At 41.1% G+C, this 24,849-nt stretch carries 13 protein-coding genes and 2 pseudogenes; 5 read left to right on the top strand and 10 right to left on the bottom strand.

Annotation, left to right across the window (positions count from 1 at the left end; translation table 11 throughout):
• Positions 1–572: 572 nt before the first annotated feature.
• Complete coding sequence (locus tag GD631_RS07295) at positions 573–3,266, bottom strand: PL29 family lyase N-terminal domain-containing protein (protein WP_143256981.1); 2,694 nt, start codon at positions 3,264–3,266, stop codon at positions 573–575.
• 858 nt (positions 3,267–4,124) lie between these two features.
• Here GD631_RS07295 and GD631_RS07290 point away from each other — a divergent pair.
• Together GD631_RS07290 and GD631_RS07285 are read left to right on the top strand one after the other, a co-directional pair.
• Positions 4,125–5,354 carry a site-specific integrase gene (locus tag GD631_RS07290; RefSeq protein ID WP_004311259.1) on the top strand — a complete coding sequence of 410 codons (1,230 nt, stop codon included), beginning with the start codon at positions 4,125–4,127 and terminating at the stop codon, positions 5,352–5,354.
• A 19-nt stretch (positions 5,355–5,373) separates the two neighbouring features.
• Positions 5,374–6,585, top strand: coding sequence for a site-specific integrase (locus GD631_RS07285; protein ID WP_004311260.1), 1,212 nt, complete (start codon positions 5,374–5,376; stop codon positions 6,583–6,585).
• A gap of 64 nt (positions 6,586–6,649) precedes the next feature.
• Here GD631_RS07285 and GD631_RS07280 read toward each other — a convergent pair whose 3' ends face one another.
• Together GD631_RS07280 and GD631_RS07275 are read right to left on the bottom strand one after the other, a co-directional pair.
• Positions 6,650–6,943, bottom strand: coding sequence for a helix-turn-helix domain-containing protein (locus GD631_RS07280; protein ID WP_004311261.1), 294 nt, complete (start codon positions 6,941–6,943; stop codon positions 6,650–6,652).
• 12 nt (positions 6,944–6,955) lie between these two features.
• A complete protein-coding gene (locus GD631_RS07275; protein ID WP_032849094.1) occupies positions 6,956–7,159 on the bottom strand; it encodes a helix-turn-helix domain-containing protein in 204 nt (67 codons plus the stop codon).
• A 301-nt stretch (positions 7,160–7,460) separates the two neighbouring features.
• Here GD631_RS07275 and GD631_RS07270 point away from each other — a divergent pair, with 301 nt between their 5' ends.
• Together GD631_RS07270 and GD631_RS07265 are read left to right on the top strand one after the other, a co-directional pair.
• Positions 7,461–7,625 (top strand): hypothetical protein, encoded by a 165-nt coding sequence (locus tag GD631_RS07270; RefSeq protein WP_005651720.1) that lies wholly within the window; start codon positions 7,461–7,463, stop codon positions 7,623–7,625.
• 195 nt (positions 7,626–7,820) lie between these two features.
• On the top strand, positions 7,821–11,369 hold the full coding sequence (locus GD631_RS07265) for a type IIG restriction enzyme/methyltransferase (protein ID WP_122130308.1): 3,549 nt from the start codon (positions 7,821–7,823) through the stop codon (positions 11,367–11,369).
• Here GD631_RS07265 and GD631_RS07260 read toward each other — a convergent pair.
• Positions 11,341–12,027, bottom strand: a pseudogene (locus GD631_RS07260) (transposase); the annotation flags it as partial. The gene GD631_RS07265 and the pseudogene GD631_RS07260 sit on opposite strands and share 29 nt — an antisense overlap.
• A 232-nt stretch (positions 12,028–12,259) precedes the next feature.
• Here GD631_RS07260 and GD631_RS07255 point away from each other — a divergent pair.
• Positions 12,260–12,433 (top strand): annotated as a pseudogene (locus GD631_RS07255) (transposase); the annotation flags it as partial.
• Positions 12,434–12,436: 3 nt separating this feature from the next.
• On the opposite strand, the gene GD631_RS07250 reads toward GD631_RS07255, so the two are convergent.
• Genes GD631_RS07250 through GD631_RS07225 form a run of 6 tightly spaced genes read right to left on the bottom strand, consistent with a single transcriptional unit; the run spans position 12,437 to position 24,786 of the window.
• On the bottom strand, positions 12,437–14,629 hold the full coding sequence (locus GD631_RS07250; RefSeq protein WP_004311265.1) for a hypothetical protein: 2,193 nt from the start codon (positions 14,627–14,629) through the stop codon (positions 12,437–12,439).
• A gap of 2 nt (positions 14,630–14,631) precedes the next feature.
• Positions 14,632–16,833, bottom strand: coding sequence for a HEAT repeat domain-containing protein (locus GD631_RS07245; RefSeq protein ID WP_004311266.1), 2,202 nt, complete (start codon positions 16,831–16,833; stop codon positions 14,632–14,634).
• A 6-nt stretch (positions 16,834–16,839) separates the two neighbouring features.
• Positions 16,840–19,014, bottom strand: coding sequence for a HEAT repeat domain-containing protein (locus tag GD631_RS07240; RefSeq protein ID WP_005651733.1), 2,175 nt, complete (start codon positions 19,012–19,014; stop codon positions 16,840–16,842).
• Between the two features lie 30 nt (positions 19,015–19,044).
• Positions 19,045–20,607 (bottom strand): DUF6850 family outer membrane beta-barrel protein, encoded by a 1,563-nt coding sequence (locus GD631_RS07235; protein WP_004327091.1) that lies wholly within the window; start codon positions 20,605–20,607, stop codon positions 19,045–19,047.
• Positions 20,608–20,630: 23 nt separating this feature from the next.
• On the bottom strand, positions 20,631–21,902 hold the full coding sequence (locus GD631_RS07230) for a DUF4876 domain-containing protein (RefSeq protein WP_004312956.1): 1,272 nt from the start codon (positions 21,900–21,902) through the stop codon (positions 20,631–20,633).
• Positions 21,903–21,915: 13 nt separating this feature from the next.
• Positions 21,916–24,786 carry a TonB-dependent receptor gene (locus GD631_RS07225; RefSeq protein WP_004311273.1) on the bottom strand — a complete coding sequence of 957 codons (2,871 nt, stop codon included), beginning with the start codon at positions 24,784–24,786 and terminating at the stop codon, positions 21,916–21,918.
• Positions 24,787–24,849: the final 63 nt, after the last annotated feature.

Genomic DNA, 24,849 nt, shown 5'->3' with positions numbered 1-24,849 from the left:
AGACGGTTTCATAAAAAAAGATGGACTTGAAATCGGAGGGCACTGAAAAGATCCCTTTAAGTTTCTATCTCTAAAAATGACATCATAAATCCAATTTACATTATTGGATTTATGATGTTTTTGGTATCATAGTATCACAAAAGATGTGATAGATGCCAGCTCTTTATGCAAATTCCGCAAGCTCCGTCTCAAAGATATGAATTTAAGAAAAAGGCATTATAAAATCCACGTCTGTAATAGTCTATTACAACTTCCAATTTGAAGGTCCCAGAATAACTCTTAGGAAATAAAAAAGGGCGTTCCTGGGAAATAAGGGAAAATTGGAACGCCCTTCGAAATAAAGGTTTATTATCAGACCGGTCTTTCACAAGTGCAGTCTTTACCTTTTTTCATCTAATAAATTTAAGGATGTCAAAAATCCTTAGTGGGAAATAATATATCCATCTTTTCACAAAGATGAATAATTCGACAAATAATATCCGATACCACCATATCGGACAATTATATTATCAATAAAAGGGTAACTCTACACAGAGGAAAAGAGTTACCCTTTCTTTTTATTTAAAATAGGACTATTTCAAAGAAGCCTTCACAGTGATCCTATTAATAGTTTCTGTACCCCAGTTATGATTTACAGTTACTTTCACATAGATGTCCAATGACTGAACAATCGCTGTGTTGTTACATGTAATCACACCTGTTGACGGATTAATCGTATAGGTACCATCATTTACAGTAGCACTATATCCATCGATTGCATAAGTAATAGCGTCAGCATCAATGCCATAAGCTGCAGCCCAAGGAGCTTTTGCCACTCCATTTTCAATAACTACATTCTTCTTAGTTACATTGATATCTTTGTCAGACATCTTGATTTCTGCTTTCGTTCCTACATTGATAGTCTTATTCTGATCACCATCTATATTCCAATCAATAGAAGACTTGTTAGACAAGGCATCAAGCGGAGAACGCAATACAGGTTCACAATAAGTCACTTCTTTTCCATTTATATCAAGAATAGTAGCTTCAATATCAGTTCCTTGTATTTTAGCTCCGATCTTGATGGCACCTAAAGTCTTCACATCTACAGCCGGAGTCACAGTAATAACATTATTAGCAATGCTTATCTGATTATAAACAGCTTTAACAGCATCAGACTGTTTTGCTTGCGGAGCCAGATAATATTCAATAACTTCACTAGAAGTACTGTTATCTGTATTATATGCAGCATAAAGAACTGTCAAATCAGCTGTCATACTGAATGACTTATCAGCTTCAGTCCATACACCGGTAATAGTTGTCTTACCATTCACAACAAATGCACTATTTTGCTTGATGATCACTTTACGTTCACACTTAACAAGATCCTTCAATTTCAAAGTATACTGTTTGTTAGAGCCGTTAACGCGATGAGTTGTTGTAGATTTACGCCATGCATATTCTTCAGAATTTGTAATTTCATATTTTGCGTTTCCACCACCTGGCCATGTTTCAAATGAATACAACTGCTGATCTCCATTGATAACAGTTCCGGCAGGGAATATCAATTTAAGATTATCCAAATCTGTGCTTGTACCTGGTGTAAATTCAATATATGCATTAACCTTGTTAGCATAAGTCTTACCATCTTCATTAGTCAAGTAATACAAACCATATTTAACAGGAGTTACGTTTTCATTGTCAGACATATAGTCACGTCCACCCAGTGAATTCAAGAATGCACGCACATTCAAGTCAATAGTTTGTTCACTTGTGCTATACTGCAATTTAGCTAACTTATCAGCTGCAGCTGCATCTTTCGTTTCTACATCAATATCAACCAACGCCGGAGCCACTTGCTGCTCGCGAACAGCTTTCACTGCAAAGTCATAAGAAATGATTTTCGTACCTTTTTCATTCTTATAAGTTGCTGTCACATAGCATAATTCATTGATAGCAGAAGCTTGCTCACTAGATTTAGCTGTAATAACACCGTCTTTAATTTCAAAGATACCTTTTGCCTTATCGGCTGTTTGTTTGAATTCAACAGTGATACCACTAAATCCTAAATCAGCCATTGAAATGAAATTCTCTTCCACATCATGTCCCAATGCTACAGAATCATTCAGATTATAAGATTTGTTATAAACAAATGTATATTCAACATAAGATGAAAAATCGGATTCGGTAGTTGCATCAGCCAAAATATCAGTAGGAACTTTAACTGCATCTTTTGTATGCACAAAACTCAAATCAGCCGGAGTCCATTTTTCAGCTTTGAAGTTGAAGTAATCAGAGGCTGTTGTATAACCGTTAATTGTTACATCCAAAGAAGAAGCGTAAGGTTTATCAACTTCAATGTTTTCGGGAATCATATTTACACTCAAGATACCTTGTCGGTTATCCACCCATCTTGCACTACCTTCTACATATTTCAATGTAGGAACAAGTGCTCTGGTTTTGTATGTATCGGTAAATGCAAATACAGCTTTACCCAGATCCAACGTAGTAGGCCATACCTTGAAAGTAGCAACTGAAGCACTGGTTGCCAATAATTCCGCGTCAGGATCATCGGATGACATCAAACCAATTGATCTTACAAAATCCTCCCGATCATCAGCTGCCTGTCTTCTGTAAATAATGCTTTGCAACCCATTATAAGCAGAACCTTCTGCCAACATTTTATATTCTTTACCGTCAAGAGTGATAACGTACAAACCATCCACTTCATTTATAACGATAGAAGGAACTTGAGTATCAGTTTTCAAGCTTGTTACCACATCACCGATAACGATATACCCATCTTTATTAATAGACACGTTAGCTGATGCATCCTGACCTGGTTCGCCAGGCTGGCCAGGTTCACCTTGTTCTCCCTTCTTCCCAGTAGCATTAACCTTATTTCCATCTGCATCTAAAACATACTCATAGGTTTTGCCATCATCAGTACTTACCTGCCAATAGTTGTCACTTGATACTTTAAATTTAGGAATGACCGTTTCACCATTTAGTCCCGGCTGTCCGTTCTCTCCATCTTTACCATTGGTGATAGTCAATTTAGAACCGTCAGAAAGAGACAACTCATAACCATTTGCTACAGGAGTATAACTGACAATAAATTTACCGGCTTTCATTGCAGCATCCACCTCTTCAATTTTACTCTTATTGGCGTCGACCTGCTGTTGCAAACCATCTATATCATCATCGTAGTCTTTGCATCCTACGTAGCTGATAGTAGAAAGCGCCAGCGCCCCGAAGAGCATCACTTTTACAAACTTTTTCTTCATAACTACTTAAAAATTACATTAATAATATATTATTAAACACTAAGTTTCAATAATAGCATACCTGTTACTTTGTAGGTAACGGGAAAACCTTTGTCCCTGCTCTTTTTGAGTAGTCAATACTATAAATGATATAATATACAATGAAACTTTTTAACCCCTACTTTGAGAAAGAGGTAGAGGGGAGGGAAATCTTATGCAAAATTTAGAGGTTAACATACCCTAGTACAAAGAATCCACGTGTTTTATCTGTCTATGTTCTTCTTTTGAGTGCTTTAATGGAAAAAATGTGCGATTTCGTTTGGTTGTTTTAAGAAATATGCTCATATTTGCACCGGTATTCATTCCCGTTACCTACAAAGTAACAGGCTTATTTTCAACAAATTGCATTCTGAACCGAATACCGGATAAAATCAATAACCCGCTTGTTTGCTTCATCTATTTTCTTATTCTGAAAAGGTTTCAGATAAGTCTCCGTCACTGTAATGGATGAATGCCCCATCGCTTCGGAAATAATGCCCGGATGAATTTCACAATAATACGCTGTTGTGGCCCATGTATGACGGGCGGTATAAGTAATATTTAGAAATGCAATAAAAAACAGAATGACGATAATTAAACGTAAAACGTTTATAATTAAGCATTTTGCGAGAATTGCAGAACAGACAGACCTGCAAAAGAAAACAAAATATTGCGACGTTTCAGTTACCAGACTGTTAGCCGCCTGTTTCGGAAACGACGGCAGGTAACCGAATTTTTACCGATAAGAACAAAGCGGATTTGTATTCACTGTTTCTCAATGTTTTGCATGCCAAAGGACGCTTTTCAAAGGAGTATTTTTACAACCTAAAAAAGAGCGTTATGAAAGTGGAAAAATTCAAGGTGCTGCTCTACCTGAAAAAGAGCGAGCCGGACAAGACCGGCAAAGCCCCGATCATGGGACGGATCACCCTCAACCGCACGATGGCGCAGTTCAGCTGCAAGCTCTCCTGCACCCCCGGGCTGTGGAACGCGCGTGAGAGCCGGCTGAACGGCAAGAGCCGGGAAGCGGTGGAGACCAATGAAAAAATAGAAAGACTGCTGCTTGCCGTACACTCGGCCTTCAATTCCCTCATGGAAAGAAAAAGGGATTTCGATGCCGCCGCGGTCAGGGACATGTTCCAGGGCAATGCGGGCATGCAGATGACCCTGCTCAAACTTCTCGACCGGCATAACGGGGAAATGAAGGCCCGTGTCGGTGTGGACCGTGCGCCCACCACACTCTCGACCTACCTCTTCACCTACCGCACGCTTTCCGAATTCATCAAGGCGAAATTCAAGGTTCCGGACCTTGTCTTCGGGCAGCTCAACGAGCAGTTCATCCGCGACTATCAGGATTTCATCCTTCTGGAAAAGGGATATGCCGTGGACACGCTTCGCGGCTACCTGGCCATCTTGAAAAAGATCTGCCGCATCGCCTACAAGGAGGGCCACTCGGAGAAATACCATTTCTGCCACTTCAAGCTGCCCAAGCAGAAGGAGACAACACCGAAAGCACTCAGCCGTGAGAATTTCGAGAAGCTGCGTGATCTGGAGATACCGGAAAAACGCAGGTCACATGTCATCACCCGGGACCTCTTCCTCTTCGCCTGTTACACCGGCACCGCCTATGCCGATGCGGTAAGCATCACCCGGAAGAACCTCTTCCGGGATGACGAGGGCAGCCTCTGGCTGAAATACCAGCGAAAGAAAACCGACTACCTCGGACGTGTCAAGCTGCTTCCGGAAGCCGTCGCGTTGATTGAGAAATACCGGGACGATACCCGCGAGACTCTTTTCCCGCCGCAGGACTACCACACGCTCAGGGCCAATATGAAATCCCTGCGCCTGATGGCAGGGCTGAGCCAGGACCTTGTCTACCACATGGGACGGCATTCTTTCGCCTCGCTGGTCACGCTCGAGGAGGGAGTGCCGATAGAGACCATCTGCAAAATGCTGGGACACTCCAACATAAAGACCACCCAGATATACGCGCGCGTAACCCCGAAGAAGCTGTTCGAGGACATGGACAGGTTCGTCGAGGCAACCCGCGATTTGAAACTTATCCTTTAATCCCTAAACAATCATTATCATGCGCAGTACATTCAAGCTCTTATTCTACATCAACCGTAACAAGGTGAAATCGGACGGCACGACCGCCGTCCTCTGCCGGATCAGCATCGACGGAAAGAAATCGGCAGTCACGACAGGCGTCTATTGCAAACCCGGGGACTGGGACAGCAAGAAGTGTGAAATCAAAACAGCCAGGGAGAACAACCGCCTTGCCGCCTTCCGCAGCCGGTTGGAAGAGGCGTACGGGAACCTGCTGAGGAACCAGGGAGTGGTCACGGCCGAACTGCTCAAGACCACCGTGTCAGGCGCCAATTCCGTACCGGAATACCTCCTGCAGGCCGGAGAGGTGGAACGCGAACGGCTCAGGGTCCGCTCCAAGGAGATCAACTCCACTTCCACCTACCGCCAGTCGAAGACCACCCAGCTCAACCTCAGGCAGTTCATCGAATCCCGCGGGATGAAGGACATCGCCTTTTCGGACATCACCGAGGAGTTCGCCGAATCGTTCAAGGTCTTTCTCAAGAAGGAGCTGGGACACAGGAACGGACACGTGAACCACTGCCTGTGCTGGCTCAACCGGCTCATCTACATCGCCGTGGACCGGGAAATACTAAGAGCCAATCCGATAGAGGACGTGGCATACGAGAGGAAAGAAACACCTAAACTAAGGCATATCAGCCGCAGTGAACTGAAGCGGATGATGGAAACCCCGCTGCCCGACCCGATGATGGAGCTGGCACGCAGGACGTTCATCTTCTCCTCGCTGACCGGTCTGGCCTACGCGGATACGAGGGCTCTCCATCCCCGTCACATCGGAACGACTTCGGAAGGAAGAAGGTATATCCGCATCCGCCGCGCCAAAACGGACGTGGAGGCGTTCATCCCGCTGCATCCCATAGCCGGACAGATACTGGAGCTTTACAACACCACGGATGACGACAGGCCGGTATTCCCGCTGCCGGTCCGCGACGTCCTCTGGTATGAGGTACATGGAATGGGCGTGGCATTAGGCATGAAAGAGAACCTGTCCTACCACATGGCCCGGCATTCGTTCGGGACCCTGACACTGACCGCAGGTATTCCGATAGAGAGCATCGCCAGGATGATGGGCCACACGAACATCGACAGCACGCAGGTCTACGCCCAGGTCACCGACCGGAAGATATCCTCGGACATGAACCGGCTGATGGAAAGAAGAAAGCCCGCGGCCGGCAAGGAAGCCGCAGGCTAAATAAAAACTGCCGCCGGAATCGTAAATGCAATTCCGGCGACAATCCTTAAACTTAAATACGATATTATACCAATGCAGGGTGATAGTTCTCCTCCAGCAGCCTCTCGATGTCCGACTGCCTGTACAGGATCTTCCCGCCAAGCTGGATATAGGGAATCCGTCCTTGGTCCCTGTAATCCTGCAGGCACCTGCGGCTGATCTTCAACATCCCGGAAAGCTCCCTGTCGGTCAGGAACCGTTCCCCGTTGAAGGGAGGACGGTTGTCACGGGCAAGACGTTCCACTTTTTTCTCCATGTCGTCCAGCAGGGCAAAGAACCTGCGGACACGTTCGTTCTCCTTGTCGATAATGCCTTCCATCTCTTCCGCTCTTTAAAGGTTTCCGTTCTTCCTTCTTTCTCTCACCTCCTTCTCCTTGCGTCTGATGCCGACGTAGACCATCAACTTCTCCACATCCCCGGGCTTGTAATAGAACTTGCGCTGGAGGCGGGTGAACGCCAGCCGTCCGGTATCGCGGAGAGTCTGCAGGGTACGCGGCGAGATGTCAAGGCGCAGGCAGACATCCTGGCCGTCCAGTCACTCTCCGGGTTCCTTACAGCGGTTTCTCTCATACAATCTGTCCACACGTGCGGACAGGTTCTCGGCGCGCGCCAGCATCCTCTCAAGGACACCGGCCTCGATGTAGCATATTTCCATATTTTCAACTCGTTTAAATATCAGTGCGAATATAAGGGAAGAAACCATGAGAGGCAAGCACGACCGGCACACTGGCAGGAATAGTCATGGATAGTCGGTTTTTGTCATATGGGAAGGAAAAAGAAAGCCGAAGCAGGTCTGGATCCACTACCCCCTTTGGGTATGTGAAAGGAACGTTGTGGTGAAAGAAAAAACTCCTTTTCACACATGGATGAGGCAATGCCGGAAGTCCGGCAATAAAAAATGTGGCTTCTCTATCCGGGTAAATGCCATGATTACAGACTTCTTCCTGTTCCTATACCATCAGGTCGGTTACCTTCAGGTTAACAACTTATCCAACCTGTGATAGATCCGGATGTGAAAAGATTACTTTGGCTGGCTATTACAATATAATAAGTAGAATCATGTCAAATCTACTGCTGCTATTGTTTGTTGATAATGGCTGGCAGTAGAACAAACTTTCGTTAAACCAATACGTTCATTCTTTATTATCAAGTTTTTAGACTACCTTTGTATTTTATTAACTCATTTACCAAACATTATGGGACTACTCAAACCGAATCAAGTTTTGAACAAAGCATATAGACAGGTTGCGATTGAAACAACAGATTTTGACTTATTCAAAAATGCCCTTCGCACATTGAGAGACAATATTGTGGATGGGCAAAGAGAACACACGCAAAAAGAACATTTACGTAATTTTCTGAGTGAAACGTTCTACAAGCCATACTACATGGCTCCCGAAGAAGATATTGATTTGGCTATCCGATTGGATAAAACTATCAAGTCCAATATAGGGTTATTGATTGAAGTAAAGAGTACCACCAACAAAGGTGAGATGATTTCTAATGACAATCTTAATCGTAAGGCTTTGCAGGAATTATTGCTATACTATCTTAAAGAACGTGTCAATAAGAAGAACAATGATATTAAATATCTCATCGCTACTAATATTCATGAATTCTTTATTTTTGATGCCCATGAGTTTGAACGCAAATTCTATCAGAACAAACAATTACGTCGTGAGTTTCAAGACTTTGTGGATGGACGCAAAACCAGTAACAAAACCGATTTCTTCTATACTGAAATTGCAACAACCTATATTGAGGAGGTGAAAGATAGCCTTGAATACACTTACTTCAACTTACAAGACTATCAACACCTGCTTGATAGAACAGACAGTAGCGCTTCACGCAAACTTATCGAACTTTATAAGATATTCAGCGATACACATCTTTTGAAGCTATCGTTCCAAAATGACAGCAATTCGCTCAACCGTGGATTCTACACTGAGCTGCTACACATTATTGGTATTGAGGAACGCAAAGAGAATAATAAAACCGTGATTGTACGCAAAGCTGTGGAACGGCGTGACGAGGCTTCATTACTAGAGAATACTATTAACCAACTGGATGCAGAAGATTGTTTGCGTCACATAAATGGTCGTTTGTATGGGAATGATTATGAGGAACGGTTATTCAATGTTGCAATGGAATTGTGTATTACTTGGATGAATCGTATCCTTTTCTTGAAACTGTTGGAGGCTCAGATGTTGAAATACCACAATGGAGATGCAATCTATAAATTTCTTTCAATAACTAAGATTCATGACTATGATGATCTCAACACACTCTTTTTCCAAGTGCTTGCACGTGACATGGGCAGCCGCACACACTCCATTATGCGTGATTTTGCTTACGTTCCCTATCTTAACAGTTCTCTTTTCGAGGTGACAGATTTGGAAAGTAAAACAATTAAGATAAACAGCCTTTCACAACGTACGGTACTTCCTGTCTTGGCGAGTAGCGTATTACGAAATAAAAAACGCAATCTACAAGTCAACGCATTACCCACCCTGCAATATTTGTTTGCTTTTCTCGACGCTTATAACTTTGCGAGCGAAGGCAGTGAAGAAGTGCAAGAAGAGGCTAAAACACTCATCAATGCTTCTGTTTTAGGGCTTATATTCGAGAAAATAAATGGTCACAAGGATGGTTCAGTATTCACTCCAGGCTTTATCACTATGTTCATGTGCCGTGAAGCAATCACCAAGACCGTGTTGCAAAAGTTTAATGGTTATTATGGCTGGAATTGTACCACCCGTATAGAACTATACAACCATATTGACAATATAGTCGAAGCTAATGAACTAATTAACAGTTTGCGACTGTGTGATCCAGCTGTTGGTTCGGGTCACTTTCTTGTGTCTGCTCTCAATGAACTGATACTCTTGAAATACGAATTAGGTATTTTGGTAGATGCTACCGGTAAGCGTATCCGCAAAGCGGACTATCAACTTGCCATTGAAAATGACGAGCTGATTGTTACCGATACCGAAGGTAATTTATTTGCTTACAACCCACTCAATGCGGAAAGTCGCCGCATGCAGGAAACTCTTTTCAAGGAGAAGCGTCAAATCATTGAGAACTGTTTATTTGGCGTTGATATTAACCCCAACTCTGTGAAGATTTGCCGCCTACGACTGTGGATTGGATTGTTGAAGAATGCTTACTATACGGCTGAAAGTAATTACACTTATTTAGAAACCTTACCAAATATCGACATTAACATCAAATGTGGAAATTCTTTGCTTCACCGATTCGCTTTGACAGACAGTATTCAGACCGTACTGCGAGAGTCTAGTATCAGCATCAGCCAATATAAGGAGGCTGTAGCTAAATATAAAAATGCCCAAAGTAAAAGCGAAAAGCAGGATTTGGAAACGTTTATAACAGAAATCAAGTCGAAACTGAAAACAGAGATCAACCGCCGGGATGCACGATTGGTTAGATTGAACAAACGCCGCTCTGAGTTGGCAAACTTACAAGCGCCTCAACTGTTTGAACCGACAAAAAAGGAAAAGAAAGCGTCGGACAAGCGCATTGCCGATTTAAAGAAAGAAATTGCGACTTTAGAAAATATATTTGAGGAAATACGCTCCAACAAAATTTATCTTGGTGCATTCGAATGGCGTATAGAGTTTCCAGAAGTACTCGATGCCGAAGGCAACTTCTTGGGATTTGACTGTATCATTGGCAATCCACCTTACATTCAGTTACAATCTATGGGTAAGAGTGCCGATGTATTAGAATGCATGGGTTACATAACTTATGCACGCACTGGTGATATTTACTGCCTCTTCTATGAGTTGGGTATGAACCTGCTTACTCCCAATGGTTTTCTTTGCTATATCACGTCTAATAAATGGATGCGTGCAGGGTATGGTGAAGCCTTGCGAGGTTATTTCGCAAGCAAGACCAATCCTATTATGTTGGTAGATTTTGCAGGTATAAAAATATTCGATGCAATAACGGTAGAAGCAAATATTCTTTTATCTCAAAAAGCAGCAAATATTTTTAACACACAAGCTTGTTTGGTACAAGATTCGAATGGCTTGAATAATTTGAGCGATTTCGTGCAGCAACAAGGCGTGAAGTGTAACTTTGCAGATTCTATCCCATGGGTGATATTGTCTCCCATTGAACAGAGCATCAAGCAGAAGATTGAGTCTGTGGGAATACCCTTGAAGGATTGGAACATCCAAATCAACTATGGGATAAAAACTGGTTTCAATGATGCTTTTATCATTTCTACCGAAAAGCGTGATGAGATACTAGCGAATTGTCAAACAGAAGATGAACGTGTTCGGACGGCTGAACTTATACGACCGATTCTTCGTGGCAGGGATATCAAGAGATATGAATATGAATGGGCGGACTTGTGGATTATAGCCACATTTCCTTCGCGGCATTATGATATAGAAAGTTATCCTGCGGTGAAAAATTATCTTCTGTCAATTGGCATAGAGCGTTTAGAACAAACAGGAGAAACTCATATTGTTAATGGCAAAAAAATAAAAGCCCGAAAGAAAACTAGTAACGAGTGGTTTGAAACACAAGATAGCATCAGTTATTGGGAGGATTTTTCTAAGCCAAAAATTGTATGGAAAATAATCGGAAACCAAATGGCTTTTGCATATGATGCCAACAATTATGTAATGAACAATGCCTGTTATATTATGACAGGCGATCATTTGGATTATCTGTTGGCAGTATTGAATTTTCCAATAACTGAAGTAACCTTCGTGTAATCATACGAGTCTGTGATTTCCTGCGTTTACGCAGTTTGCTATAAGCAAGATAGGCACGGCGTACATCAAGATACTTGTTACGGGGACGTTGTATGTGCAAGGTCTGGCAATGTTTGCACAGATGACGATGAAGCCATACAATACCTTCCCATAAGAGTTTGGTATCAGTAGGAAAACGCAGATGACTTTCATAACAGGTGGCATCGGTCATACAGACATGAAGGTTCTCAAGATAAGGTTTCCAATGCTCGGCAAGAATGAGCTGGAGGGGCTCAACGTCAAGGCGATGCGCTAGTTCCTGACGAATTGCACTAACGATTTTAGGATTGGTTAGTGGATGAAGCGGATCAATCTGAACACCACAAAACAACTGGTAATGAATATTACCGTTTAAATGCTCAATCAGTTGTGCATCGGAAAAGTTGGTATAGGACTTCAAGACCATCAAGGCTATTTTACCTTCGGGAGAAAAATAACTTTTACGACCCAAAGCAGAGGACTTCAAATGCATTTGTCGGGCCAGTTCCGAGAAAGGAAACAGAGCATGGAGGCGACCTAATTCACTCGTTGCAAAACTTTGACGATATTTTTTTAGCATATCGAACTCGGTAAAACCTAAACGAGGTTCGATTTCTGAGATTTTTTGTATCTTTACCATGTGTTTTTATTTTAGATTACCCCCGTTTTGGCCGTCAAACCGTTTTTTGGGGGGAATGCTTAAAGATACAAAAAAGGCAACTAACTCGCAATGAATTAGTTGCCTTAAATTTTATTATTTTAGGAATATCCCTGTTTTAATGATTGGTGTCTGGAACTGGTTGAGGAGTTATACTATAGACATTTACTGAATGTCCCTGTATAGTGTCGATAATATTAAAGAAAAACTTGTTATCTCCCTATATGCCAAAGGAATGAGCGTGTCAGACATAGAAGAGGAGATGCGTGAAATCTATGAGATAGAACTGTCCACATCAGCTATTTCCATCATCACGAACAAAGTCAACCAGGCTGCTCAGGAATGGCAGAACCGCCCTTTGGATCCGGTCTATCTCATCGTTTGGATGATTCTACCTATTTTGACTTTTCAGCCTATTAATTGTTTTGGTAACTTCGTTCATTAGCTTTTGATTGGAAGTTCTAAATGTGTTAAGTTCTTTGATTATATCTGCTTTATTATAGTATAAATTATACCAGCCTAATGTTTCAGCAGCCAATATGCGAAGTTCTTCTTCTTGGCTTTCATTTTTTATAATGTTCAGTAATGGCTCAATAGCTTTAGCAATAGGTTTATTTCGGAACCTACTTATTTCGCTTTGTATCTGTTTGGTAGTACTTTCCGGACTGTCAATAAGTGCAAAATCTCTTTCAAGTCCTTTCTTTTGGCGAGGAAGGTATTCTAACAATTCATTCACATAGGAAGAATCGTAGAAAGACCAATCGGCAGCCTGTTTCTTCAATTCATTCAAAGCCATATCATGGTCGAACGTGTTGATAGCACTAAAAATTCTGAAACGATGGCGGTTTTCATGTCCGCGTAATAAATAGCTTTCTATCCATGCCGGCAACAATTCCGGATTGCAATTCTTTTCAACGTATTCCACCGCATAACGACGGATCAGTTCATAACTGTCGTTCATGGCTGTCTGCAATACATCGGCAACCTCTGTCGGATAGTTCAAAGCTAATAGGCGTAATGCTTCCAACCGCACAACGAAATAGTTCGATTCGTGGTAACTTTTCTTCAGCAACTCAACGAGACCACTATAATTTGCCATTGACAATTGACGGAGCGCCATTGCCTGCATGTCAGCCATAGGGGAATTCAGCTGTTTTTTCCAGAATGTAACATTTCCTTCCTGCGCAACTAAAGCTTGGTTGATGTCCATATCCAGCCCGGCATTATTGGTGAAGTGAAAAGTCGGGTCACCGATCAGATGATTTTCCAAGAAGCAGGTAAAACGAGTGAACTGCCCGATGCGCATACCGGCAGCTAACAAGCCGAGAAATTCATCCGGCCATTTATCTTGAATGGTGTTAACCGTACATCCCATAGTAGCAATGGTCTTACCCTTATTGAATATATAAGAGCCTACAATGTTGTCATCCAAATGGAAAGAACCGTTGAAACAAGCATCGAACAATATAAAACGCGCATTAGGAGTCAAAAGACGAATATCTTCAGTATAGATATCCATATTACGGTTTACAATGGAATCCGATTTTATTTTCTCCTCATCGAAAGCTTCCGCACACCAACTTTCAGGCACCCCATACTGCTTGGCATATTCTTTGATAGCAGCTTCACGCCCATGTTTCTTGGCGTATGAAGGCACTTTGCTTCGCAAGAATATTTTGGCATTCTCAATACTCAAATTAATACCGGAACCATTTTCATAGCCATTGATATACTGCATGGTGGGGCCACCGTGGTGATGGAATAGCATGACATCTAATCCTTCGCGCTGAATCTCGTTCAAGTATAATGGTTTCATCGGATAGCGCATGTTAAAATCATAGAACTTCACTGTATTACCCGATTTGAATATTTGCGGCAATTGCTCACGTAAGGCTATTTGCTCACCGCTCCATGCCAAAGGATCTTCAGAATTGTAACCATGGCCACGGGCCATAGTCAGTTGGTCAAATGCATTTTGCTTTGCTTTTTCGGCAACTGCCTTTTTTAAGTAATCGCGTAGCATCTGATAACGGTTCTCACCTTCTAAATGTAATGGACGGATACGGGCCGAATAAATATCCGGTGAAATATACTGTTTAGAATCAGCACGCAATGTCATATAATGATAGTCAGGTATCAAACTGTCTTGTTTAATATAATCAAATTTTAATCCGAAGTCATCATAATAACGGTCGGAAGGAACGCTTGATTTCTGCCAATTGGCTTTGGGAGACCTTTTGAAAGCCGAAGATAGATGATGTGCATCACGAATCATTGGAATAGGGATGTCACCTATAAATACGCAACCCTCCAAAGGCGTTTTCTCATTCTCATGCAATTTGACAAGTTGCTCACGAATAGGTTCGGGCCTTTTCCAATCATCAATTAGCAAGTAAGTACCTAAACCTTCTTTTTCTATACTGGTACGATAAGCATCAATTTCACTTTTCGCTTCATCATAACTTTTCTGATCGACTACAATTGCAAAAGTAGTCTTTGTTTTTATACTAGGATGTACAACTGTTTGCGCCTGCATATCCTGTAAGCACAAAGCGGTAATTGCCAAAAGGATGTATTTATTCATATTTATAAACTTAATCTTTTGATTGTCTGTTCAAGCTCTGCTTTTAAATCTTCCGGAAGATTGGCTGTTTGTTGCATCTTCTTTATTTCTTCAAGAATGTGTGGCCGTTGTACAGAATTAGTAAACCAACCTAATGCTTCGGCCATTACTACACGTACTTCCTGTGGATTACCGGCATCACGAATTACATTCAAATAATCATCCACGTGGAAATGGAATGTATAGTTACGCACATTGCGGATTGCACTGATACGTTTTGCTTCCGGTGCAGCTACATCCATCAAGGTCTGATGGACTTTTGCCTCTTGTACAAACATTCTTTCCAGGCTTCTTAGTAATCGTTTTTTCTCTTCGTTTTCATTCAAACGGTCAACTTTTGCATAAAAGTCTTCTATTGTCTTTTCTACTTTCTCTTTCGGATAAAGGCTTAAAGCCTTGTTGGCACTCATTTGTACGCGTAAGCGTTCATTATGTTCGACCAATGCTTCCACAATAGCGGGCAATAAGGAATCGTCACCTACAAATCCAGCATAAATGGCACTTTGGCGAGCTACCATTTCATAAGTATCGTTCAAACCTTCGCGTAATGCTTCGATGAAGTTGTCGTCCTGATAACGGCTCAACAACTTGATAGCTTCCATACGAACCGTATTGAAGCCACTTTCCCGGTACTTCTTCAGGAGCAACGGAGATAATTCCTTTTGGGTATCGGCGTCAGCCAGCATACGCATGGCCAAACTTTGTACATCAGCGTATGGGCTGTTTAACAAATTCTTCCAATAGGCTTTGTCATCTTTGTGTATTGTTATATCGGTACTTAAAGTATTGGCTTCGATAGGAGCAAAACGGAAAGTGGGATCACCAAACAAATGACCTTCAAGTGATACGATTAGCTTATTGTATTGCCCGGCTCGTACACCATGGGACAACAAACCAATCATTTCAATAGTCCAGCGGTCTTGCAATACGTTACGGGTATTTCCTTGTGCTACTAATGTCTGACCGTCATTAAAGATATATTGTCCTGCTATATAGTCGTTTTCGTGAAAAGAACCGTTGTAGCACGCATCAAACATTATCATCTTCGGATTAGTGGAAAGATTTCTCTTCATTAAATCTTCCGTTACGATACGTTCATCAGCGTAGTGAAGAGAGTCTGCTTCCCAGAACTTAGGATTGTCCAGGTCTTTAAAAAACACCTCATTCACTTGTCGTTTTTCCTGCATCTGAATACGTAAGGTGTCTTTGTCACGTTTTCCAACATGGGACATGACTGCATTATAAAGTGTACTCTTCAACATTTTATAACGATTGTTGAAATCAGTGCATGCCAATTCATCATTAATAAGCTGCCCTGTTGGCATTCCATGTTCATGAAACATAAATAAGTCAAGGTCCTTTCGTTGCAATTCGCTGAATAACTTATATTTCATAGGGTGTTTCATTCGGAAGTTCCAATGTTTGAATCCCATTTGACGACCAAAAGCTAATGGAAAGTTCTCCATATAAGCTTTTTCGTCATCCATCCATACAATCAGGCAATCGGAATTGTAAGAAGCACCATTGAATGAGAATACCCGATCTAATTGATTATGCTTATCTGCCTTGGCAGCAGCAGCTTTCTTCAGATATGAGGCAATGGCCGCATATTTATCCCCTTCCTTTTTTTCCGGATACTTGATACGAGCTGAATAGAAAGTAGGATTTAGCCGCTGGGGACTGTCTTCTGTCAATTTGTAGTAGAAATGCTGATGATTTACTGAGTCTTGCCTGATGAACTCAAACTTTAAGTTCAGATCATCATAAAAGCGGTCGGTAGGTACGGAAGACTGATCCCAAGGAAAGGCTTTCTCATTCATTTTGAATGCAGTAGTCATGTGTTGCGCATTACGTACCAATGCGACAGGCACATCGCCGATTAAAACCAGACCTTCCAATGAAGGGCATTCTTGATATGTTTTGATGATTATCTGTTTGACTTGATCTGGATTTTGCCAGTCACCGCTGATCAGATAAGTTGCCAAACCATCATCTTCAACCGCAGTTTTGTACTGATGCATGGCATCTTTGGTATTTGCATAAGTTTGGTTATCTGTTATGATAGCAAAAGCGGTAGGTTGTTTGACCAATGGCTTTATGACTGTTGTTTGTGCATTTCCTGCCAATGGCAAAAGAAATGCCAGATATATTATTTTTTTAATCATGGCCAATTAATTTTTAAGTCTGTAATATGTACGGTCGGCTTCTTCACGAAGGTTCTCGGATAAGCTCTTATCTTTTCTCAGTTGATCGCATACCCGAAGGATGTCAGGCTTCCGATAAGAATGAGTGAACCAAGCAAAAGCCTCCAATAAACAGGTTTTTAGCTTTTCACTTTCACTGGAGTCGGTAAGTAAAGCCAAGAGGCCGTCTACACAGGCATGTGCCATATGATTTTTCAGAGAATTGCAATAAAGGATGCGCCAACGTTCGGAAGTTTCTTTGCTTAATAACTCTTTTTGCATGCTACGACTATTATTGGCATTCTCCAAAACCTTACGCATCTCCTCCTTGTCTTGCAACACATAGGTCTCAGCCATTACTTTATCAATTGCCGCCTGTACGGCTGCCTGATCAAAGACTTGAAGCCCCAAACTCACATTAAATGCCACACGCTCGGATAGGTTGTCTTCTACATAGGCTTTGATTTGCGGATAAACATACTCGTTCAGTCCCACATGTTGCATCATACGAACAGAGGTGCGACGAATAAATTCATAGGAATCCGTAATGGCCAAGTGTAAGACTTCCCGGAAGTTTTTGTCACTAATCTTCTCAAGCAATGCCAAGCAGGTGAAACGTACCATCATGAACGAGGAAGTTTCAAAAGTTTTTCTTAATAAATCAGAAATACCCGGATAGTCATTGCGATAAAGGTTGTGCAAAGCAAAATTCTGTATGTCGGCATAGGGCGACTGTAATAACTCCAACATGCGGGACTCGCTATATGGTTCTTTGAACAAAGCATTGGCATCTACCTCATTGATAGATTGAAAACGTAGAGTAGGGTCACCGGTAATGTGCGATTCGAGAATATTCGTCAATTTAGCCCATTGCCCCACTCGTGCTCCCATACCTAACAGGCCGAGCATCTCGTTTGCCATTTTATCTTGCAGTACATTGACTGAATTGGCAAAAGTAGTTACGCATTTTCCTTCCGACATGATATAACGTCCGGCAATGTAATCTTTTTCCCGGAAATCACCATTATAGCATGCATCGAAAATTACCATACGGCTATTAGGCTTAAACTCTGTAACTTCCGACAGGATAATACCGGTGCGCAGGTCTAGTAAAGAATCTTCTGCAATTACTTTGGGATCATCATAGCCTGCAATCCAAGTAGTGTCCAAACCGTATGTGTTTTTCATCATATCCAGCATTTCGTCGAAAGACTTTTTGTTGTTTTGCTTTCTACGCGCTAAACCACGATAATAGTACTTCATTGCATCTACATGAGCATTCCACCTATTAGTAGCGGGACTACCGGAAAGATATTGACGTTCGGGCATACCATGCTCATGAAAAATAGACAAGTCCAGATCTGTGCGTTTCAGCATATTAATGACATCGTCCTTGGGATAATCGCTGAAATTATAACGGATGAAACGGGCCCGTCCCTCTTTATCGAATACGCCCGGCATTTGTTCGCGAATAGTAAAGGTTTCCGGTGTCCATGCAGTCAATGAGTTAGAGTAAGAGCCATCACCTGTATAGGAGAAGAATTGGTCTAATTTATTGTTTATCTGGTGCTCAGCCACCACTTTTTTAAAATAGCGGCTGATTTGCGCATGCGGTTCTTCGCCGTTATCAACAGCTTTGACACGTGCAGAATATATGTCACACCGAATTTGCTGTGGAGATTTTATAGCCAAATTATAATAGAAGAAATTATTTTCGACACTGTCCTGTTTCAAAAAATCGAATTGTAGGTCGAAATCATCGTAGAAACGGTCGCTGGGCACTGAAGAATCTCTCCAGTCATTGTTTTTCTCATCCATTTTAAAAGCGGAAGTCATATGCTGGGCTTTGCGGAGCATTGGAATAGGGATATCACCGACAAATACCACTCCTTCCAATTTATCCTTTTTGTAGAGCTTAACAATAACTTTCTTTACATCTTCCGGTTTATTCCATTCATTGTATACGATGAACGTAGGCAACCCTTCCATTCCTAGAATCTCCTGATAGGCTTTAAGCTCGGCTTCACAAGCCTGAAATGTCCCTTTATCTGTAATTACAGCAAAAGAGGTGTCCTTTACTTTCACAGCCGGTTTAACAAATGTCTGTGCCCGCAGAGATAATATGCTGCAGAGCATCAAACTTCCAGTTATTAATTTACGCATGTTTTGTAATATAGATTTCGTTATGTAGCATTAAAAATTACATCCTAAACTTATCGATAAATGAGTACGCCCATCATAATCATAGTCAGAGGTATTTACACGATCGAATACAACTTTTGCAAATAAGTTCATACGTCTGTTTTCTCTGACTTGTTGCGAATACGTTATCGACCCGCCAATACGATAGTAATCACAGGTATAATAATTAGTCAGCCCTTGTTGTAATTCGGTTACAGTTGGATAGTCTGCATGGCTGCCACCATATACATATTCACCTCCCAGATTATTGTTATACGCAACATGAACATCTATTAAAAGCCTGCGATTCAAACTATTGCCTAAAACAAAATTTTTTTTGCCACCTAAGCCTAAAGATAAATTTTCTGCATTCTGTACAGAATTAGGCATTAAATATTCATCGTCTTGCTTGGTATAATTCACATTTAATTCTGCTTTCCAACTATATTCATTCCCGCGGTTTCTGCTTAATGCATAATTAAGAGAAGCGGTTTGTGCCTTGTACGTAGAACGGATGTTATTATATAATTCCACCCAGCCACTTTGTGATTCAGAGTTATCGCGTTGAGAAATATACTGAATACCATCGATGTTACGATTTGTATATGTGGTTCTCATATAATTGGTATAGTCCTTTCCTTCCTGAATCATCGTTAAAGAAACATGAGCAGTTTTATCTTTTACACCGGCTATTTTTTTAGGAGTCGTATAGCTCTGCTGAACAGTTTCCGCTTTTACATCGTAACTGCCCTCAAGCAGTAAATTGAAAGAGGGCATACTGAAGTTGTACTGGAGAGCTCCACCGAAACGGTCTCCAATATAATTGCTGGTTACACCGCTGCCTATTCCTTTTATGGCTGTTCCCAAACCGTATAATATATAATAGTCCTGATCCACATAAGAGTTGACATTACTCATTCTTGAGTCTTCCTTGATAGAACTATACTTGAAACTTGCACCAAACTTGTGTGAATTATTCAACTTGTAAGTAATCCCCGGCGTCAGTCCCAGCGTATAAAAACGGGTATCCACACGCGGGTCGCGCTGTTTGGCAGCTAATGTAGCTACATAATTACCTTCCAACCCCAATGCCCAATGATTACCAAGTAAAGGAGTAGCTGCACGAAACTTCAGATCGTAATATTGATTTCTCCATTTGCTTAAGTGCTGGTCTGCGACATAGTAAGGCATTCCCCTGAATGGATCGGCAATGGAGGCGTTATATCCGGCATCTGTCAGATTTTTTTGTGCAAAATTAAATGCTCCCCACACATATGCATTTTTCAGATTGATAAAGCCTTCACTGGATACACCTACGATAGCCTCTTTCTGCCCCTCTTGCGGACGGCAATAGTTTCCGTCCTGTAAGTCATATCCCAATATAACATTCGAATAATTCTGAATATCATCGAATGGCATACCGGCAGCATTCTGTGAATGAGACCATAGTCGTCTTGTTTTCAATTGTTCCATAGCGGCGGGAGAGAAGCCCTGTGCCGCTCCCACCATACTTACAAGGCAGGCTATCATTACCAGCAGGCAGCTTTTCATATAGTTCATATATTGTTTTTTCATTGTTCTGTCTTTTTAGTTAATTATTACAATGTGTGATTCCATGAAGGCATTTTTGCTCCATTACGACGCATTACAGGAACAACGCCACGTTCAAAGTCATCCGTACTGTTGTTTGTATCCTGATATATATATGTACCTGTTTCTTCGCGAATAATAGGATTACCTTCTTCGTCTGTGGACAATTTGCGAGCAATACCTAAACCGCAATAAGTAGCTCCTACCCAAGTAATACCTGCATCAAGTACACCGGGGACACGTTTTGCATTCATCTTTGACTCATTGTTTACTGCTTCAACAGCATCCAATACATATTTAATAGGTATTTTTGCATAATAAACATTGCTGTTCGGTTTGCTAAGATCTGTTGTCTTCATATTTTCATCGTTGACCGGATCCCAAGCTTCTCCTTCAGGAACACGAAAAATCACATAAGCACCTCCGAATACGGATGTCAAATATTGTGGTATACTTCCCATCTCTGCTTTTCCTTGGTAGAAAACATGTTGCATATCATAAGCTGCCTGGTCAGGGAAGTTTGGATTATTCATATTAAACTCAAACTCAGAACTACTGCCGTCTATAGGACTTTGAGGGTTATAGATGTCCAACTGATGGTTAGCGGCAAATTGAGAAATGATGCAAGATTCACCTGGCGCTAACGGATATTCGGTTCCATTTCCTGGAAATTTCCACACACGTTCTCCATATGCATAATTATTACCGTCCGCTTCCGGCCAAATAGGTAATTTAGTGGTAGCTGTACCCGGAGTTAAATTTGCGAAATAAATACCGTCCAAATACAAAATGTCAGCAGAGTTATTGTATATCTCATAGAACTGGTCTCGGAAATAGACTCCTCCTTTTTCCGGACGGCTACCGCAATAATAAATCTCCTTGAATATTAATGGGCTCACTTTAAGCCCTTGTACTTCAATATTCAATGCGCTACCATGCTTAAATAATGCCGCATTTACAGAATTGCCATTGATGTAGTATTCATTGTTTTCTGTATCGATCGCTGTACCGGATACTGTTACCGAATAAATTCCGGGGATAATTCCGTCAACTTTCACACTATTATCAGTTACTTCTTTTACATAATGTAAATCTTCATCGTAATTGTCGAACTTTACAGTCAGATCTTTCAGTGTGGATATATTTTCAACGGTAATATCCAAATATACATCCACTGTGATAGGATTCACTTCTGCTGTGCCAGACATGTCCCTGAACGAATCGCATCCTATCAAAAGGGTACTTGCCAATGTAAACAAATATATTAAATATTTTTTCATAACTTCCTAAACATTATAAAGTGAGTGATAATTCCAGCCCAAAGAAAAATCGGTTATTCAATTGAATATATGAACCCGGATTACGTTTGGATTCTCTGCGCGGATAACTTCTGAACATATTGTTGGCAAAGAAAGAAACACGTAGCATATTGCTAATTTCTTTAGTTACATTCAAGTTAAAACAAAAATAAGGACTGTATGATTCTTTTATAGCATTATTATGACTTACATTATTCAACATATATCCATATCCTGCATCCTTTACTTGCTGGGTAGTGGTATATTTCCCCTTGGGAAACATATTTACAGACGCATCTTCCAATGCTAAATAGCCCACAGGTATAGAATCGTTTCCAAATGTATTCCAATTAGACTGCTGCCAAATAGCTTGTGCTGTCATCGTAACAACAAAACCGATACGCGGGATATTGTGAGTGGCACGTAAAGTCGTTACAAATTGTTGTTTGTAACTTGCATTGCCTTCTTGAGAATAAATGGCCACCGGTTTACGGGCTGAAGCAGCATCTTCGCTATTGTCATAGAAGCTATAACCCTGACGCCAACTCTTAGTACGCATCCATGAGCCATTTATTTGGAAGGCCGTACGGATAGCATCAATACGTCCGATATTCAAATCAAATTCTAAACCTTTAGTTTCTATATTTAAATTATTAGTTGGTTTTGCATAAGTAGACAATACCGGTAGGCTACTACTAAGCTCTATCCCGTTTTCTGTGCGCTGGTATTCATTGTAGATAAATGTATTGAAGGTGTTGAAGGTTTGGCTCATTACATAACCATCCTTCAGACGCTCCTTATAAGCTATTACATTCAGATTGGTTTTACCCACTCGTAAATTAAAACCGACTTCTGCTTTATGATTTTGGGCAATCTTCAAATCTGAGTTATCTACTTGCCGAACTTCTGTGGTAGTCATAAACAAGCGCTGGCTTTCCGGAATATTTTCATTGGTAAGCTCATTTATATTGATATATTCAAAATATGCATTTTCTGGATATAAATAGAGAAGAGAAGGCATCTTTGCAGCAATACCGTAACCTCCCTGAAGACTTAATAGATTCGGAATCAAATCAATGGATGCATTTACACGTGGCGAGAAAATGCCTCCTACTACTGAGGTATGATCATAACGCACACCAGCCTGAATGTTCAAATCATGCGTACCGCTTATGGACCATTTGAAATTATCTTCCACATATGCACCAAATTGGTTAATGAAAGGAATATCCTTATAGTTACGTGGACGGAAAGATGAATTATGACCGTATTGACTACGATAAGGAGGAGTACTTGGGTCATAAGTTTTTCCTTTACCAACGTTACCGTCACTCCGGAAATCCGCACCAATCAAGATGCGGTTGTTTACATGACCGCTCGCCTTGAATAGAGAACTCGTCACTTTAGCAAACAAATTAACTTCACGACTATCGATCTCATAGTGTCCCAAATAGCTGCTTGGTAGATAAACAGCATAATGATTTATGTCTTCCGGTCCAAAATTAGTAATTTGATTACCATTGGCATCATAGATATGCTGACCTGCAAAGTTACTAAGTACCGCACCGTTTGTAGTGGTCATGGAATAAGGAGATGTAGCAGAACTGTATACGGTTTCATAATAACTGTCTTTATCCATATACGTACCTGACAATACATAGCGTAGTGTTTTTAACCAGCCCTTATTTATATTCCATGTACCATTGGTATTCAAAGTAAAACCTATATCGCGGCCTTCCGAAGCTGTTTTAGTTTGTTCATCATCAGGATTACGTTCACGTTGATCCTTACCATAAATAAAATCAAAGCTGGAATTGGTACGTAACTTATTATTAAAGAAAGTATTTGAATAGAGCAACTTTGTTGTGGCACGCTGATAGTGCTGGTAACTGGATATTGGATTATTCGTATTATAAGCATAATCTGCACTTACATTTAAAGCGCCTTTCTTTTTTCCAAGTTCAAAACCGGTTCCCATAGACACCTGATAGATATTGGGATTGGCTTTTGCTTTGACACGTAGCGGCTCACGACCAGCTTTTGTATTAATAATTACTGCTCCTGAGGTCAGATCACCATATTCAACAGAAGGGATACCACGAACGATTTGTATAGACTCTATATTTTCAGTAGAAATACTACGAACATCGGTTCCACCAGCCGGCGAGGCACCTCCGGCCAATGAAGCGGGTGTTTCCGTACCACTTAATACCGTAGGGCTCATCGCAGATAGATTAGCATTATTTGAGATGGGGGCACCATCACGAATTATTGCGGTGCCCATAGCATTCATCGGAGCTTCCGGACCACTGGAACTGGAAACTTGACGGATGTTAATCTGTTGTGCCGAACTCATATCTTGATTCTGTGAAATTCCACCTGGCATCAATGACATTACATCATATAAACTGGTCGCTTGCATATGGTCCATAGCAGAGCGGGAAATGTGAGAAGATGTGGATTTGCCTGAACGGCTGTTGGTTGCAGTTACTGTAACTTCTTTCAACTTAAAATCCTCATTCCTCATTGTAAAATTAAGAACCAAATCCTTATTTACATTTATTAAGGTGTCAATGGAGACTTTGCCCAAATATTGAATTTGCATACGAATTTTACCAGTAGGTACGTTTTCCAGTATGTATCTACCATTTTCATCAGAGGTTGTCCCTAGTGCAATTTCAGGAATAGACACAGCTGCAAATTCTAAAGGCAAACGCTTGTTGTTGTGGTCGTACTCATAAACAGTGCCTGTAAGTTTTACTTTGTAATTGTTTTGCGATTTGATAGGGAGGGCAATTCCTATGCAAATAAGTATAAACAAGTATATAATATTACACCCCAAAATACCTTTTTTCATAAGTAACATCATATTTATTAATAATGCAAAATTATATGTAAATTTTAAATTAAAACAAACCATTGTGTGTAA

Source organism: Bacteroides luhongzhouii (assembly GCF_009193295.2).
Classification (GTDB): Bacteria; Bacteroidota; Bacteroidia; order Bacteroidales; family Bacteroidaceae; genus Bacteroides; species Bacteroides luhongzhouii.
The sequence above is the reverse complement of the archived record's forward strand: the minus strand, read 5'-3'. Positions and strand labels throughout refer to the sequence as shown.